Annotated in this window: 9 protein-coding genes; 6 read left to right on the top strand and 3 right to left on the bottom strand. The window is 74.0% G+C overall.

Features of this window, described 5'->3' with window-relative positions:
• The first annotated feature begins 160 nt into the window (after window positions 1-160).
• From KGD84_RS01530 to KGD84_RS01510, 5 genes are all read left to right on the top strand, one after another.
• Entirely contained in the window at window positions 161-2,218 is a 2,058-nt protein-coding gene (locus tag KGD84_RS01530; protein WP_220564340.1) for a serine/threonine-protein kinase, read from the top strand.
• Window positions 2,219-2,330: 112 nt separating this feature from the next.
• A complete protein-coding gene (locus KGD84_RS01525) occupies window positions 2,331-4,484 on the top strand; it encodes a WD40 repeat domain-containing serine/threonine protein kinase (RefSeq protein WP_220564339.1) in 2,154 nt (717 codons plus the stop codon).
• Window positions 4,485-4,494: 10 nt separating this feature from the next.
• Window positions 4,495-6,552 carry a serine/threonine-protein kinase gene (locus KGD84_RS01520; RefSeq protein ID WP_220564338.1) on the top strand — a complete coding sequence of 686 codons (2,058 nt, stop codon included), beginning with the start codon at window positions 4,495-4,497 and terminating at the stop codon, window positions 6,550-6,552.
• 47 nt (window positions 6,553-6,599) lie between these two features.
• A complete protein-coding gene (locus KGD84_RS01515) occupies window positions 6,600-8,621 on the top strand; it encodes a WD40 repeat domain-containing protein kinase family protein (protein ID WP_220564337.1) in 2,022 nt (673 codons plus the stop codon).
• Window positions 8,622-8,877: 256 nt separating this feature from the next.
• Complete coding sequence (locus KGD84_RS01510) at window positions 8,878-9,396, top strand: hypothetical protein (protein WP_255646961.1); 519 nt, start codon at window positions 8,878-8,880, stop codon at window positions 9,394-9,396.
• On the opposite strand, the gene eccD is transcribed toward KGD84_RS01510, so the two are convergent.
• Window positions 9,393-10,727, bottom strand: coding sequence for a type VII secretion integral membrane protein EccD (gene eccD, locus KGD84_RS01505; RefSeq protein ID WP_220565454.1), 1,335 nt, complete (start codon window positions 10,725-10,727; stop codon window positions 9,393-9,395). The genes KGD84_RS01510 and eccD overlap by 4 nt on opposite strands.
• A 288-nt stretch (window positions 10,728-11,015) precedes the next feature.
• On the opposite strand from eccD, the gene eccCa reads away from it, so the two are divergent.
• On the top strand, window positions 11,016-14,969 hold the full coding sequence (gene eccCa / locus KGD84_RS01500; RefSeq protein WP_255647157.1) for a type VII secretion protein EccCa: 3,954 nt from the start codon (window positions 11,016-11,018) through the stop codon (window positions 14,967-14,969).
• A gap of 336 nt (window positions 14,970-15,305) precedes the next feature.
• Here eccCa and KGD84_RS01495 read toward each other — a convergent pair whose 3' ends face one another.
• Both KGD84_RS01495 and KGD84_RS01490 read right to left on the bottom strand, forming a co-directional pair.
• On the bottom strand, window positions 15,306-16,346 hold the full coding sequence (locus KGD84_RS01495) for a PQQ-binding-like beta-propeller repeat protein (protein WP_220564335.1): 1,041 nt from the start codon (window positions 16,344-16,346) through the stop codon (window positions 15,306-15,308).
• 275 nt (window positions 16,347-16,621) lie between these two features.
• Window positions 16,622-17,200 (bottom strand): hypothetical protein, encoded by a 579-nt coding sequence (locus tag KGD84_RS01490; protein WP_220564334.1) that lies wholly within the window; start codon window positions 17,198-17,200, stop codon window positions 16,622-16,624.
• Between the last annotated feature and the right edge of the window lie 345 nt (window positions 17,201-17,545).

Below are 17,545 nucleotides of genomic sequence, written 5' to 3'. Positions count from 1 at the left end.
CGACGATCAGCCGCATAGGCGGACGAGGCGCGGGAAACAGCATCAAGGGCGACCTTGGTCCCGAATCGTGCCCTAACGAGGCCGACAACGGACTAAGGTGTCCCCTACCCCTCTCGCCCCGACCGCGTCCTCACCCACCCCTGGACCCCCCAGAGGACCCATGCGCCCCCTCACCCCCGACGAGCCCGACCGCCTCGGTGGTTTCCGCCTGATCGCCCATCTCGGTTCCGGCGATCTGGGCGCCGTGTACCTGGGCGTCTCCCCCGACGGCCGCCCCGCCGCGGTGCGCGCCGTGCGCCGGGACTTCGCCGCCGACCCCGGGTTCCGCACCGGTTTCGCCCGCGACGCCGCCGAGGCCTCCCTCGTGCGCGGCCGCTTCACCCCTCCCCTGCTGGGCCACGACCTGTCCGCGGAACACCCCTGGGTGGCCACCGGCTTCGTCGCCGGCCCCTGCCTGCGCGACCTCGTCCGCGGCGGCGGCCCCCTGCCCGAGTCCTCCCTGCTCCTCCTGGCCCGGGGCCTGGCCGAGGCCCTGGAACGGCTGCACGGCCAGGGGTGCGTCCACCGCGACCTGTCCCCGGCACACGTGCTCGTGGACGCCGCCGGGCCGCGGCTGATCGGCCTGGGCATCGGCCGCGCCCTGGCGGACTCCGCCGCGCTCCGGGACTCCCGCCCGCCCGCCTACACCGCGCCCGAATACCTGGCCGGGCGCACCGTGCTGCCGGCCGGGGACCTGTTCTCGCTGGGCTCGGTCCTGTTGTTCGCCGCCACCGGCCGCGCCCCCTTCGACGCGGGGCCCGTGTCCGGGGCCGACGACCCGGCCGCGGTGGTCCGCCGGGTGCTGCGCGAGCCCCCGGACCTGTCCGGCCTCCCGGACGCGCTGCGCGACCTGGTCGGAGCCTGCCTGGACAAGCTCCCGGAGAACCGGCCGACGGCGGCGCGGCTGCTGGACGAGCTGGGCGGTCCGCTGCCCGAGGAGCCCCCGGAACCCGACTGGCTGCCGCCCCGGAGCCGCGCGGCGGTCACCCGGGCGGAGGAGTCCTACCGCTCCGTGGCCGCCCCCGTCCTGGGACCGCTGCCCCGGCCCGGGTTCGACCCCTTCCCCGTGAGCGCCGCCCCCGGGCCCCGGCGGCGCGGGCGCGTCCTGCTGCGGCTGTGCGCGGTGCTCGCGGTCCTGCTGCTGATCGGGGTGGCGGGCGTGTACACGCTCTCCGGCCCGCGGGGCGGCTCCGGGCCCGCCGCCTCGGCCTGCCCCCTGCGCAACGGCGTCGCGGAGAGCCTGCCCCCGCCCGAGGACCCGCAGGTGGACTTCTCCGCCGACACCCTGGTGGAGCTGTCGTTCTCCCCGGACGGCGCGACCCTGGCCGTGGCCACCAACGACGGGGTCACCCTCTGGGACTGGCGCTCCTCCCTGGCCGTGGCGCACCTGCCCAACGACCGCGCGCTGCTGCCGCCCGCCCCGGCGGCCTTCAGCCCGGACGGCTGCCTGGTGGCCCAGGCCTCCCGGCAGGGCGCCCTGGTCACCGACCTGGCCACCGGGCGGAGCCGGACGGTGGCCGCGGAGCGGCAGGTGCTGGCGACGGCGTTCAGCCCCGACGGCGGGGAGCTGGCCCTGGCCACGGACGGCGGCCCCGGGCACGGCTACCTGCACCTGTACGACACCGTGTCCTGGGAGGAGACCGGCTCGCTCTCCGGATCGGGCGCCCTGGCCGACGTGCGGTACACACGCGACGGGCGGACCGTCGCGGCCGGGGAGTCCGGCGGCGGGGTCGTCGCCTGGCGCACCTCCGGGGAGCACCGGATCGGCGTCGTGCGGGACCGCAGCGGTGCGGGGGCGGGCGCGTTCGACGTGGTCCCCGGGGACGGGGGTGTGCTGGTGCCCCGCGGCGACCGGGTGCTGCTGGTGGACCCGAGCACGGACCGGGAGGTGCGCGAGTTCGTCCCGGACCAGGGCCACGGCGTCCCCGTCGACGTGGTCTACAGCGCCTCCTCGGACCTGGTCCTGGCCGCCCTGCTGGGCCCGGGGACCGACGAGGCGGGCATGGCGGTGTGGGACTTCGCGAGCGGCGCGCCGGAGGACACCCAGTGGACGCCGCCCGCGCTGTTCCCCGTCGCGATCTCGCCGGACGGGTCGCGGGTGGCGGGCGTGCGCCAGGAGACCGGCGATATCGCCGTGTACGACATGGAAATGACGCTCATGGGCCTGCTGGCCGGGTGATCACCCGGGGTCCCGGTTCGGGCACTCCTCGAACGGTTCATCACGGGACCGCTACATTGACGGAGGACCCTCTCCGCCCCCGTACCCCGCACCCGTGAGGAACGTGTCCGCCGTGCGACCACTGTCCCCCGACGATCCGCAGCGCATCGGGCCCCACCGCCTGCTCGCCCGCCTGGGCGAGGGCGGCATGGGCAGGGTCTACCTGGCCCGGACCCCGGACGGCCACCTGTCCGCGCTCAAGGTGGTCCGCGAGGAACTGGCCCACGACCTGCTGTTCCGCAAGCGGTTCTCCCGCGAGGTGCGCACCGCGGGCCGGGTGCGCGGGCCGTTCACCCCCGCCGTGGTGGACGCCGACACCGAGACGGACGTGCCGTGGATGGCCACCGAGTACGTCCCGGGGCCGACCCTCAAGGAGGCGGTGCTGTCCGGCGCGCCGTTCCCCCCGGAGTCGCTGCTGGTCCTCACCCTGGGCCTGGCCCGGGCGCTGGGGACCATCCACGAGGCGGGGCTGATGCACCGCGACCTCAAGCCGAGCAACGTGCTGCTGTCCCCCCGCGGACCGCAGGTGATCGACTTCGGCATCGCCCGCGCGGTGGAGGGCACGGTGCTGACCCGCACCGGGCAGACCTTCGGCACCCCCGCCTACACCTCGCCCGAGCAGGTGGTGGGCGAGGGCGTCTCCCCCAAGAGCGACGTGTTCTCCCTGGCCGGGACGGTGCTGTTCGCGGCGAGCGGCGAGCCGCCCTTCGGCGGGGGCCCGGTCGGCGGGGTGCTGCGGCGCGTGATGACCGGGGTGCCGAACCTGGCGGCCGCCCCGGAGGGGCCGCTGCGCGACATGCTCGCCCGCTGCCTGGCCAAGGACCCGGACGCGCGCCCGGAGGCCGCCGACATCCTCGCCGGGCTGGTGGCGCTGCCGCTGCCCTCCGCCGAGCACGGCTGGCTGCCCTCGCCGGTGACCGAGCAGATCGACCTCCGGAGGGACCGGACCCGGTCCGTGGAGGAGGCCGAGCGCACCACCGAGGAGATGGCGCCGCCCCCTCCGTCCGTGCCCGGGCCGGAGGCGGTCGTGCCCGGACCGGAGGCCGTCGTGCCCGGCGCCGGGACGGGGTCCCCGTCCGGACCCGGCGGCCGGGACCGCACACGCCGCCGCCGGATCACCGCGGTGTCGGCGGCGGCCGCGGCGGCGGTCCTGCTGGGCGGCACCGCGCTGGCCCTGACCCTGCCCGAACGCGGGTCGCCGGCCGGGGAGCCGGGGGCGGACCCCTCCGCCACGGCCGCCGCCGACCCGTCGGGGAGCCCGTCCGCCGAACCCCCGGAGGGCGGGGAGTCCCCGTTGGCCGGCTGGATCTACGACATGGTGTTCTCCGAGGACGGGGACACTCTGTACGTCTTCGGCATCTCCGGGGTCTCGGTCTGGGACTGGCGCGGACAGGAGCTGGTCCGGACCCTGGACTCCCCCGCCCCCGAGGCCGCGGACCTGCGCCCCGACGGCCTGACCGCCGTCGGCTACGGCCTCAACGACGAGTACGTCATGCTGTGGGACGCCGAGACCGGCGAGGAGCTCACCCGGATCGGCTACGACAACCAGGGCCGGGGCTTCTACGACATGCCGGCCTTCACCGCCGACGGGTCCCGGGTGGCCGTGCTGGCCGCGGAGGGCGGGAACCCGGACAACGACCGGCTCATCCAGATCTGGGACGTGGAGACCGGGGACCCCGGCGACCTGGAGATCCCGGTGGACGGGGCGCTCAGCGAACTGGAGTTCGCCGTCGGCGACGCGTACCTGGTGGGCCTCGTCACGGACTGGGGCGACGACCCCTCCGACGTGACCGTCTGGGACGCGGAGACCGGCGAGGTCGTCCACACACTGCCGGGGGAGCAGGGGGTGATCGGCTACGCGGCCCTGTCCCCCGACGGCCGGACCATGGCGGTCCACAACCGGGAGGGGGAGGTCCGGACCGTCGACATCGCCACCGGAGAGGTGCTGCGCACCATGGACGCCCCGTCCGAGGCGCACGACTCCGTCACCGGGCTCGGCTACTCCCACGACGGCGGCCTGCTGTACGGCGCCGCCTTCGGGTGGGCCGAGGACCGGGGCAGCGTCTGGGACGCGGCCACCGGGGAGCTGGTGCGCGACGCCGACGTGTCGGTGTACGCGCCGCTGGCGGCCCATCCCGACGGGGAGCACCTGGCGGTCGTCGCGGACGGCGGGGGCCGGATCCTGATCCTCGACGGCGACTACGCCACCGTCGCCGAGCTGACCTGAGGAGCCCGCCATGCGACCACTGACCCTCGGCGACCCGCGTGCTGTCGGCCCCTACCGGATCCGGGCGCTGCTCGGGGTGGGCGGCATGGGCCGCGTCTACCTGGGCACGGGCCCCGACGGCACCGTCGCCGCCGTCAAGGCGGTGCGCGCCGAGTACGCCTACGACCCCGACTTCCGCGGCCGGTTCGCCCGCGAACTGGACCTGGCCCGCCGCGTGCACGGCCCCTACACCCCCCGGGTGCTGGACGCCGATCCGGCCGGGCAGACGCCGTGGATGGCCACCGAGTACGTCATGGGCCCCTCCCTGCACGACCTGGTGCAGCTCACCGGCCCGCTCACCGAGGAGGCGGTCCGGTTCCTGGGCCGGGGGATCGCCGAGGCGCTGGGCCGGGTGCACGCGGACGGGACGGTGCACCGCGACCTCAAGCCCGGCAACGTGATGGTGTCCGCGTCCGGCCCTCAGGTGATCGACTTCGGCATCGCGGGCGCGCTGGGGGACGCCCACGGCGAGGACGGCCGGATCATCGGCACCCCCGGGTACATGGCGCCGGAGAACGTGCGGAACGAGCCCGGCGGGACCGTGTCCGACGTGTTCGCGCTGGGCGGCGTGCTGGTCTACGCCCTCACCGGCAGCGGCCCCTTCGGCGAGGGCCACCCGTCGGCGGTGCTGTACCGGATCACCCACCACGACCCGGTGCTGACCGGGGTGCCCGACTCCCTGCGGCCGCTGGTCACCGCCTGCCTGGAGAAGGACCCGGCCCGGCGGCCCACCACGGGCGAGGTCCTGGAGGTGCTGGGCGGCCCGGTCCCGCCCGCGGCCTCCGCCGCGGACTGGCTGCCGCCGCCCGCCGCCGCGCTCCTGGAGGCCACGGCCCGCGAGTACCGGGAGGCCGTGGAGTCGTCCGTGTACGCCCACCCGCTGGACAGGAGCGCGCTGGAGCGGACCCGGCGGCGCCGTCGGCGGCTCCTGGCCGCGGGCGCGGCCGCCACCGCGCTGGCCCTGGTCGGCGGGGTCGGCACCTGGGCCACCGTGTCGTCCCCGGGCGAGGACGGGGGGCCCGGAGAGCGCCCCGGCTCCCGCGAGCGGTGCGACCTGGCCGAGCACATCGCCCCCGGGTACGCCGAAGCCGCCCGGGAGCACCCCCGGGCCCCGGGTTCGCAGATGCTCACCCCGGTGTTCTCCCCCGACGGCGACGTCATGGTGGCCGGGGGCGACAGCGGCATCGCCCTGTGGGACTGGCGGGAGAAGACCGAGCTGGGCCTCATCGGCATCGAGACGGACGGCTTCGGGGCGATCCCCGTGGTGTCCCCCGACGGCTGCCGCATCGCGTACGCCGACTCCGACGGTGTCCACGTCATCACGGTCGAGACCGGGGAGCACCGGATCCTCCAGGAGGGCACCGACGTCGAGACGGTGGCGTTCGCCGCCGACGGCGGATCCCTGCTGTACTCGGACTGGCGGTCGGACGCCTCCGTGGTCGAGCTGGACCTGGAGACCGGCGAGGCCACCGGCCTCTACAAGGGGCCGGGCCCCGCCGACGAGATACGGACGACCCCCGACGGCGGACACGTCGTCGGCGTGGACTACAACGGGGTGCTGACCCTGTGGGAGGTCGGCACCCGCGAGGAGGTCCTGAGCCTGGAGGGGGTGCGGTCCACGCTGGGCTCCAACATCGCGTTCTCCGGGTCGGAGATGTTCCACGTCACCCAGGACGGCCGGATCGTCCGCACCTCCCTGCCCGACGGGGAACGGCTCGGGGAGTTCACCGCGGAGGTCCCCGAGGGCGGCTCCCTGAGCGAGGTCGCCGTGAACCCGACGGCCGACCGGCTGTACGCCAACTACAAGGGGTCGGACATCGTCATCACCGAGGACGACCTGCCGCTGTTCGGGACCAAGGTGTGGGAGCTGTCCACCGGGCGGGAGATCACCGAGGACGGCGACGAGGGGTTCATCGAGTGGCTCGCCGTGCACCCCGGCGACGAGGTGCTCGCCGCCGTCCCCATCGACAACGCGCCCGTCTGGGTGATCGACCCCGCCCGCATGAGGCTGATCGACCGCATCGGCTGACCCCCGCCGGCCGCCCCGCCCCGCTCCCGGAGACCCGCTGAAGGACCATGCAGCCCCTGCACCCGCACGACCCGCCCTCCGTCGGCCCCTACCGGCTCCACTCCCGGCTGGGTGAGGACGCCTACGCGCGCGTCTACCTGGCCTCCGCCCCGGGCGGGCCGCCCGCGGCCGTGCGCGTGGTGCGCTCCGAGCACGCCACCGACGCCCGGTTCCGCGCGGTGTTCGGCGAGCTGGTGGAGGCCGGGTACCGGCTGGAGAGCGACCGGGTGTGCACGGTGCTGGCCGCCGACCTGCGCGGCGCGGTGCCGTGGGCGGCGGTGGAGCACCCCTACGGCATGGGGCTCCCCGACCTGGTGGCCGAGGTCGGCCCGCTGTCCACGGACGCCCTGCACGCGCTCGCCCTGCACCTGGCGCTGGCGCTCGACGACGTGCACGCGGCGGGCCGGGCGCACGGGTCGCTGTGGCCGGCCGGGGTGCTGGTCACCACCGAACGGGCCCTGCTGGCCGACCCCGGCCTGGAGTGGGCGGTCGCCGGTGTGGACCTGCGGGCGCCGCACCCCTCGTTCGCCGCCCCCGAGGGCGGGACCGGCCCGGGCACCGACGTGTTCTCGTGGGCGGCCACGGTGTCGTACGCCGCGAGCGGCCTGGAGGGCCCCGCCGGGCTGCCCCGGGTACCGCTGCAACTGCGCGGCCTGGTGGAGGCGTGCCTGCGCAACAGCCCGGTGCTGCGGCCCGGCACCGCCGACCTGGTGCGGATGCTCGGCGGGCCGCGCGCGGCCGACCCCTGGCCGCGGGAGGTGCTGGCGGCGGTGCGCGCCCGGGCCGGGGAGCAGCGGGCGCTGGTCGAGGCCGCCGGGGACGCCCCGCCCGCCGCGGACCCGCGGCCGCGGCCGCGCCCCCGCCCGCGGCGGGCCGTCGCGCTGGCGGCCGGCGCGGTGGCGCTGGCCGCCGTCGCGTCCGCCGGCGTGTGGGCCTGGCAGGGCGCGGGCCGGGAGGAGGAGCCCGCGGCCCCGGTGATGTCCGAGGGCTCCCCCTGTTCGGAGGGGGTCGCCTACCCCGCCCCGGAGGACCGGCTGTCCGGGGAGCGGGCCCCGGCCTGGGCGCTGTCCTTCGACCCCTCCGGGGAGCTGCTGGCGGTGCTCACCACCGAGGGGCTGAGCATCTGGGACTGGGACACCCGGGAGGAGGTGGCCCGGCTGGCCGGGGTGTCCGGGCCGATGGTCCCGGTGTTCTCCCCGACGGGCTGCCTGGTGGCGGCCGGGGTGGAGCGCGAACTCGACGGCGTGGACACGCCGGTGACCATGGCGACCTCGTTCGACCTGCCGTCCGGGACGACCGTCGAGCACCTGGGCCCGCAGCGCGGCCCCAGCGGCCCCGACGGAGTGTGGGTGGACGAGCCGGAGTCGGTCCGGGAGGTCGGGTTCAGCCCCGACGGCTCGCTGATGACGGTCTTCGTCGACGCCCACATGCAGGAGCCCCATGTGGGCCTGGTGGACACCGCCACCGGGGAGCCGGTGGGTCAGGTGGTCGAGGACTCCGTCATCAGGGCGTCCATGCCCGACTCGGAGCGGATCATCACGGCCGACGCCTCGCAGATGACGGTGTGGGACGTGCGCAGCGGCGAGGAGCTGCACACCGTCCGGGACCTGACCGAGCCGGACTTCCTCGTGGTCCCCGGCACCGACGAGGTGGTGTTCGTCTCCGGGGACCGGCTGGTGTGGTGGGACTACGCTCGGCGCCGCGAGGTGCGGTCGTTCACGATGGACGGGTTCGCCGACGCCGGGACGAGGGCCGAGCTGGGGCACCTGGGGTTCTCCCCCGACGGGGAGCGGCTCTACGCGGACTGGTACGTCTTCACCGGGGCGGAGGGGGACCAGACCGCCGAGCACACCTCGTACGTGTGGGACGTCCGCAGCGGCGAGGACCTGCTGGCCGGCGCCGAGGAGCCGCTCCGGTTCCGGCGCGCGGCGGAGCACCCGGACGGGGAGGCCCTGGTGGTCATCACCCCCGAGGACCGGGTGGTCCCGGTGGACCCGGACACCTTCGAGCCCGGGGAGCCGCTCTTCTGACCGGGGCCCGGCGGGCCGGTGGCGGGGGTCCGGGCGCGGCGGACCGGGCGTGGCGGGCCCGTGGTGGGGGTCCGGACGCAGCGGACCGGGCGTGGCGGGCCCGTGGTGGGGGTCCGGACGCAGCGGACCGGGCATGGCGGCCGGAAGCGGCGGGCCCGGGTGGCCGGAACGCGCCAGGGGCCGGGGATTCCGCCCGGCGCGGCGATGGGCGTTATAGCGTGAAAGACCGCTTTCACTCCCGGGGGGACGAACGAACATGTCGGAATCCGCAGCGGCGCGCCGTGCCGCACGCCACCCGGCCGTGGCCGCCCTGTCCGGCCTGATCGAGCGCACCGGCGGCTCGGCGCGCGTCGAGACCGTGTTCGGCGCGCCGGTCTCCGACGGGGCGACGACGGTCGTCCCGGTGGCCCGGGTGGCGTCGCTGACGCTCATGGGCGGCGGCTCGGGGCGGTTCCTGGCCACCGGGGGCGACGGCGCGGGCGGGGTCGGCGCCGTGCGGGCACGCCCGGCCGGGTTCCTGGTGCTGGACGGCTCCGGCGCCCGCTACGAAGGGATCCGGCAGCCGGTGACGGCGCTGGTCCTGCCGCTGGCGGTGATCGGCGCGGTGGTGGCCACCCGCATCGTCGGGGTGTCCCTGCGCGAGGTGCGGCGGCGCCGCCGGCTCGCCGCCCTCACCGAGGGCGCCGCCGCGGGGGCGGCCGCCCCGGAGCACGGGGAGGGGCCCCCGGCCCCGGACCGGTCCGAAGCGGCGGCACCGCACCGGGCCACGGACTAGCCGGTCATACGGGCGACCAGGCCGAACAGCCCCATCGCCCAGGCGAAGACCCCGGACATCGCGATGACCACCAGGATCTCCGTCCAGTTCAGGAGGCGGCGCAGCGACGCGCGCGGCACGTCGGTCAGGCGCACCCAGCTCAGCGAGGCCAGGACCACGCCCGCGAGCAGCGCGGCCCCCGGCAGCCAGGCGGCGAGGAACCCGTACTCCCCGGCCGCCGCGAACCCGGTCGCGCCGAACCCGACCAGGCCGGCCAGGCGCAGCGGCAGCACGTGCCGGATCCGGTCGAACAGGCGCGAGCGTAGCACCAGCAGCGTCGACAGCAGACCGCACAGCAGCAGGTCCGGCAGCCCCTCGGCGAGCACCCCGAGCAGGACCACGACGGCGCCCCCCGACACCGCCGCGCCCGTCACGATGCCCAGCAGCAGCCGGTCGCTGTTGGTGAAGGTGTCCTCGAACCGCTCGGTGGCGACCTGCCCCGAACGGCCCACCTCGTAGTCGAGCCCCGACAGCCCGCCCATCACCATCGCCACCCGCGGCAGCACGCCCACGCACAGCGCCAGCAGGATCCCCATCGACCGCGCCCCGTACACGGGCGACACGAAGATGCCCACCACGACCAGCACCGCGGCCGCCAGCGCCACGACGCCCAGTCCGGCGATGTAGGGCAGGCCCGTCTCGTGCAGCGCCCAGCCCACCGCCGCCACCAGCAGCGCGCCGACCAGCGCGAACGCCAGTGTCACCAGGGGCTCGGAGCGGGTGACCAGCCCGGCGGCGGTCGCCGCCGCCACCCCGCCCCACACGCAGGAGGCGGCGAGCAGCACGTGCGCGACGGCGGGCAGCGGCCGCCGGGCGGCCATCACCATCGCGCCGATCGCGAACAGGGTGCCCAGCACCGCCACGGCCAGGTGCCAGGGCGACGGGTACAGGCGCATCGCCGGCCCGAGCACCGCCAGCGGCCCGATCACGGCGGCCAGCAGGCCGAACGCGAAGGTCGTGGTGGGGTTCCAGATCCGCGCCGTCGCGTCGATCCTGTCCTCGACCGCCCCGCGCACGTCGTCCACGTGCGCGGGTCTCCCCAGGGCGGTGCGCCGTTCCAGCAGCAGCACGTCGCCGTCGTGCACCCCGGCCCCCTCCAGGGGCTCGTCCGGGTGGACGGGGGCGCCGTCGACGGTGGTGAGCGTCCAGGCCGCGGGTTCCAGTGACCCGTCGTCGGGGGCGCAGACCTCGACGATGCGCGGCATCAACGCGGCCACGGGCACCGTCCCGGGCAGGGCCAGATCCGCCCAGCGTTCCGGACCGGTGACGGTCACCCGGCAGTATCCACTCACACCCATCGTTCCTTCGTCGTCTCGGCTCGGACGCCTTGTGCGGCGCCATGACCGGTCGGGGGCTGGACTGAAGTGAAATTAGGCGATTCGCGGCGTTCGCGAGATCATGCCTAGCGTAGTCACCCAGACACCAGCCCCCTGTAGGTGGACGGAAGAGAGGTGCCCGTGGCGACGAGGACGGTCCCCCGGCCTGCCCGCAGCGTTCCCCCCGCCCCCGGGACGTCCCCGCTGGTCATCGCAGCCCCTCCGCAGATGCCCGAGAACGCGCCCGCGTCGAGTTCCGGTGCCATGATCATCATGCCGATCATCACCGGTTCGGGGTCGCTGCTGATGTCGATCACCATGGGCCACCGCCCGCTGATGGCCGTCGCCGGGGTCATGATCATGCTCGCCAGCGTGGTCGTGGGCATCATCATGTTCGTCGCCCAGCACAACGGCCCCCGCAAGCGCATCCGCGAGCAGCGCGAACGCTACCTCGACTACCTGGACCAGCTGCGCGAGATCGTCCGGGACGTCGCCTCGACCCAGCGGGCCGACAACGCGTTCCGCCACCCCGCCCCCGACCTGCTCACCGAGCCGGCGCGGTCGCGCGCCCGGCGCTGGGAGCGGCGCGCCACCGACCCCGACTTCCTCGACGCGCGCCTGGGCACGGGCACCCGGCCGCTGGCCCGGCGGCTCAAGCTGAAGGTCGACACCTCCTCCCCGCTCATCGTCTACGACCCCGTCTGCCAGGGCGCCGCCGACCAGCTCATCGACCTCTACGCGGACGTGCCCGAGATGCCGCTGGTGCTGCCGCTGCGCGAGTACGGCGTGGTCTCGGTGATCGGCGACCGGGCCGCCGGGCGCTCCCTGGTCCGGGCGCTCGTCGCCCAGCTCGCGGTGTTCCACTCCCCGCACGACCTGCGGGTGGGCGTGGTCCGCGACCAGCGGCTGCGCGACCGGTGGGAGTGGCTCAAGTGGCTGCCGCACAACACGTTCGAGGACGCCAAGGACGGGCCCATGCCCGCCCGGTTCGTCGCCGGGAACACGGTGCAGGCCGCCGAACTCCTCGCCGACGAGATCGAACGCCGCACCGTTGACCTGCAACGGCGGCGCGGCCGCCCGCCGGGCCCGGGCACGCAGCGGCTGGTGGTGGTCCTCGACGGCGAGCACCAGTCCACCCTGTCCGGGCTGGCCGCCGAACCCCCGGTGGCCTCCCTGGCCGACCTGGGCATCCACGTCATCGCCCTGGTCTCCGACAAGCGCGAGGAGCCCGAGGCGGTCGACCTGCGCCTGCGCATCGACGCCGACGGAATCCTCACCCAGGACGGCGACGGGCTCGCCACCGAGGACGGGGTCCCCCTCCACCCGCCCCTGGAGGGCAGGGCGGACCGGGCCGGCGTCGCCCACCTCACCACCCTGTCCCGCCTCCTGGCGCCCTACGGCATCGCCGCCTCCGACGGCGACGACGCCATGCACTCCACCGTCGGCCTGCCCGAGATCCTCGGTGTCCCCGACGTCGCCCACCTCGACACCCGCCGCACCTGGGCGCGCCGCAGCACCGGCGACTACCTGCGGGTGCCCATCGGGATCGGGCCCGGCGGCAACACGGTGCTGCTGGACCTGAAGGAGGCGGCGTTCGGCGGCATGGGCCCGCACGGGCTGGTGGTCGGCGCCACCGGCTCCGGCAAGTCCGAGATGCTGCGGACCATGGTGGCGTCGCTGGTCATCAACCATTCGCCGGAGAACCTGGCACTGCTGCTGGTGGACTTCAAGGGCGGCGCGACCTTCGCCGACACCGACCGGCTGCCGCACAGCTCCGGGCTCATCACCAACCTGGCCGACGACGACTCGCTGGTGGCCCGGTTCCGCGAGGCCACCTTCGGCGAGCTGGTGCGCCGCCAGCAGATCCTCAAGGACGCCGGGAACCTGCCCAACCTGCACGCCTACGAGGCGGCCAGGGAGAACGACCCCTCACTGGAGCCGCTGCCGCACCTGCTCATCATCATCGACGAGTTCTCCGAGCTGCTCACCGCCCACCCGGACTTCGCCGAGCTGTTCGTGGCCATCGGGCGCATCGGCCGGTCGATCGGCGTACACCTGCTGCTGGCCACCCAGCGCCTGGAGTCCGGGAAGATCAAGGGGCTGGAGTCGCACCTGTCCTACCGGATCGGCCTGCGCACGTTCTCCGAGGCGGAGAGCCGCGAGGCGATCGGTGTGGGCGACGCCTACCACCTGCCGCCCGAGCCCGGCTCCGGGTACCTGAAGGTGGACACCTCGGTGTTCGAGCGGTTCAAGGCCGCCATGGTGTCGGGGCCCTACGAGCCGCCCGCGCAGGAGGAGAAGGACGAGCACGAGCCGGTGCTGCCGCTGCTGTCCTACAACGGCCTAGACAAGGTCACCGGCGCCGGGTCCCTGGTGGACTCCCTGATCGGCTCGCTCAAGGGCCGCCAGGAGGCGCCCAAGGCGGAGAAGCGGACCATCCTCCAGGTCATCGTGGACCGGCTGGTCGCCTCCGGGGCGGCGCCGGTGCGGCCGGTGTGGCTGCCGCCGCTGCCCGAGCTGCTCACCCTCGACACCGTGCTCGCCGAACTGGGCGAGGGCGGCGAGAACGGTGCGGACGGCGTGGAGGGCGCGGACGGCGGAAGCAGGGTCCCGGCGGGGCCGGGCGCCGAGCCGCCGGCCGAGGAGATGCGCGCCGTGTTCGGGCTCACCGACATCCCGCGCGAGCAGCGCACCGTGCCCGCGGAGCTGGACTTCACCGGCGGCGAGGGCAACGTGGTGATCCTGGGCGGCCCCCAGTCCGGCAAGTCGACGATGCTGCGCACCCTGGTCGCCTCCCTCGCCTGGCGGTACCCGCCGGGCCGGGTCGTCGTGTACGCCATCGACTTCGGCGGCGGCGGGCTCCAGTCGCTCGACGGGCTGCCGCACGTGGCGGGCGTGGCCGGGCGCTCCGACCCCGAGAAGGTGCAGCGGGTGCTGGTGGACGTGCGCGCCCAGCTCGACCGGCGCCAGCGGGCGTTCCGCAAGTACAAGCTGGACTCCCCCGCGGCGCTGCGCCGGGCGCGCGCCGAGGGGAAGGTGCCCGAGAGCGTCTCGGGCGACGTGTTCCTGATGATCGACGGCTGGTCGTCGGTCCGGGACACCTTCGACGAGGCCGACGAGTTCCTCATGGACATCGCCACCCGGGGCCCCTCCCTGGGCGTGCACACCGTCCTCACCGGGGCCGCGTCCTCCCAGGTGCGGTCCCGGCTCCAGGCGCTCTTCGGCGGCCGGTTCGAGCTGCGGCTCAGCGACCCCATGGACTCGGGGATCGGCCGCAAGGTCGCCGACGAGGTCCCCAAGGACACCCCGGGCCGCGGCCTGACCGCCGCCGAGCACCACACCCACGTGGCGCTGCCCCGGGTGGACGGGTCGGCGACCGACGCCGACCTGTCCGAGGGGCTGGCCGACCTCATCGCCCGCGTCGGCGAGCGCTGGCCCCAGGGCGCGGTGCAGGGCGTCAAGACCCTGCCCGCCCGGGTGGAGCTGGACGACCTGCTCAAGGGCCGCCGCGCACCCCGGGGCCGCCGCCTGGAGCTGGTGCTGGGCATGGCCGAGAGCACCCTGGCCCCGGCCACCACCGACCTCACCCGCGACCCGCACCTGGTGGTGTTCGGCGACCCGCAGAGCGGCAAGAGCGCCCTGCTGCGCGGGCTGGTCAAGCAGATCATGCGGCGGCCGGCCAAGGAGATCGGCATCGTCATGGTGGACTTCCGGCGCAGCCACCTGGAGCTGGTGCCGGAGGAGTACCTGCTGGCGTACTGCACCACCACCGAGCAGACGAACGCGGTCGCCAGGAACCTCGCCGGGTCGCTCAAGGAGCGCCTGCCCGGCCCGGACGTCACCCCCAAGCAGCTGCGCGAGCGCAGCTGGTGGAAGGGCCTGGACCTGTACGTCGTCGTGGACGACATGGACATGACGGGGTCGCGGGCCAACCCGCTGGCGCCACTGGCCCCGTTCATCCCCCAGGGCGCCGACCTCGGCCTGCACGTCATCGCGGCCCGCCGCACCGGCGGCGCGGCCCGCGCCCTGTTCGAACCGGTGCTCCAGGCGCTCAACGACATGGCCAGCCCGGGCGTGCTGTTCTCCGGCGACCGCATGGAGGGCCGCCTCTCCAACGGCACCGCCTCCCGCCAGCTCCCCCCGGGCCGCGCCCTGCTGGCCCGCCGCGGCCAGCGCCCGGACCTCCTCCAGGTCGGCTGGAGCGAACCCCCGGCCTGACCCCGCGCGGGGAGGCCCCGCCTCCCCGCGCCCACCTGGCCGGAACCGGCCACGGTTCCGGTCCGTCCGTCCCCGCAGGCCGGCATCCGGTGGCGTCCTCCCCCGCGGCCTCCCCGGTTCCGAAGGGCTCTCAGGCCTTACCGGAACGGCCCCGGCGCAGCCGTGGCCGGGACCGCGCTACGGCACGCCGGACCGCCCTGTCCGTCCGCGTGAAGAGGTAGGGGCCATCGCGTACCCGCACGCGCGTGAGGCACGGGGTCGTCCGCCTCCCCACCTCAGGCGACGGCCCGTTCCCGTCCGCGGGCTCCACCGGAACCAGAGCCGTTCCGAACCGCGTCATTGGAGGGCGACGATGTGCTCGATCGCGTCGTCCCCCGTCGACGAGTCGACCGACGGGTACAGGAGCACGGCACCCGGCACCCTGAGCAGACGGCCCGGCTCACCCCTGTCCGCGGACTCCACGACCAGACCGGTCTCCACAAGAGTGCCGTCCCCGCCCTGCCAAGGCGTGACCTCGACATCGATCGTGTCGCCGTCCGGGCCGCGCTCCACGCGAAGCCCCAGCAGGTCCTCGTCCACGACCGCCACGACATCCCCGGGATCGGTGGGAATCGCGTGGAGAACCTGGCCGTCGAACCCCCGGAGCTCGAACACAGGCTCCTCGATCGTTCCCATGCGGGCCAGGTAGGCCTCCGCGGTCACATCGAGAACGTGCCCGGGAACCTCCTCAAGGAGATCGCCTGTGGCCGTGTCGAACAGCAGTTGTTCCGGAACCCCCGGCAGCTTCACCACCAGCGTGTCCCCGTACCGGGTCAGTCGGCTCTCCGGAAAGTAACCCTGGGTGTCGTCCACTGAGACCTCGTAGCGCCACAGTTCCCGCCCGCTGCCGGGGTCCAGGGCTGCGAGGAGGTGGGTGGCCTGCTGTCCGGCCGAGTACATGGCCTCCTCTGACACATCGTCGGCGCAGTAGGCCAAAAGCACGACCGCGTCAACGTGGTAAGTGCCCCGGACCTGCCGGGAGGGCCCCTCGGAACACGTCACGGGTTCCTCCTGGCGCCACGCGGTCCGTCCGTCGTCCAGACCGGCGGCCTCCACGGAAAAGCCGTCCTCGTCGTAGTGGCGACGGATCTGGAGTTCCGCACCCGGCAAGCGAGAATCCCCGTCCCAGTGGGCGTCCTCCAACACGATCGAGCCGGTCGAGGTGTCGAGTAGGACCGCGACGGATTCCCCCTCGCCATCGGTGTAGCGCACGGCCGCTCGAGTGCCGTCGGAGGAGATCTCGGTGTGAACCTCATCGACGCCGGGGACCGTATAGGTCCACACTTCCTCACCGGTATCGCCCCGAAGTCCGACGAATCCGCTGTCGAGTTCCACCACGGCCCCGACAGGAGTCGAATGGACGTCACGGGCCCGAGCACCCTCGGGCGGTTCCCACTCCCAGCCGACCCCGGAGACCGAAGTGACCGGATCCGGAGCCTGGAAGGCCTCGTCACCGGTGCGGTGCAGCGGCCGTGAGGCCTCCTCGTGAACTCCACAGGCCGTGGTCAAAAGCGCGAGAACGATCCCCGCCGCCCACGCTTCACTTCGCAAGAACATTCGGTAGCACATGGCATTCCTACATCCATTCTCGGGAGAACACGGTTCAGCGGGCTTCACAAGCGCCCGTCACCGCAGTCGACGTAGTCGGCGATGCTCTCGCGATACTCCTCCTGCGAATCGAAGGTGTCCACGAACCGGTCCTTGTAATCATCAACGAAGACTTCACCGGATACTTCGTCTCCGCACCAGCCCACGATGTTCTCACGCAGGAGGCGGTCAAGGGTGTCATCGATCAGGTTCAGGTCGTATGCGAACTCTTCCCAGGGAGCCCAACCGTCCTCGGGATCCTGCTCCACCCGAAAGCCTTCCTCCGTAGATACAAGAATCCCGTTCTCCACCAGAGCCTCGATGCCCTCTTCACCGGCTCCGGACAGAGCCTCTTCTGATCCGTACTCCTCCACCATCCGGTCCAGGACCGCGATCCGCGCTGTCCGGGTCACCCACTCGGCATCATGCCACTCGTGCCATGGAGTCGGCTCCGGCTCCGCTTCAGGTCCGGAACCGATCGAACACCCGGCCACCCCGAACAGGAAGACCGAAAACCCAAGGGACAGAAACCGGGTTTTCAACAGAGCAATCGGACAACCCTCCGGACCACCCTCCCCCTCCAAAGAAATACGCATACCGATCACGCCTTTCGATGAAAGCCGTCACATACCACTCGACATCCCCGTCCGCATCACTAGAAACATCGAAACAAAGAATTCTTCCAAGATCGCCACCCCCAGAAGGAAGCACCCTCAAGCAGTCTCGAATTCCACCCCGAAAATAGTCGATGACTTCAATGCATGAACCTCTCTCCTTGATCGTTCCGGACGACACTTCGCTCGGAAAGTCCGGACACGACCCTCTCTCAACAGATTCGACAATAGATACCGCGCCACCCTCCGCCCTGTCCCCGCCCCACGGACGGACCGGGCCCCATTGACCCGGGACGGACTGCCGCCGGGCTGCGGCGGTCGGCACATCCGGGCATC

Source organism: Nocardiopsis changdeensis, from assembly GCF_018316655.1.
Classification (GTDB): Bacteria; Actinomycetota; Actinomycetes; order Streptosporangiales; family Streptosporangiaceae; genus Nocardiopsis; species Nocardiopsis changdeensis.
The sequence above is the reverse complement of the archived record's forward strand: the minus strand, read 5'-3'. Positions and strand labels throughout refer to the sequence as shown.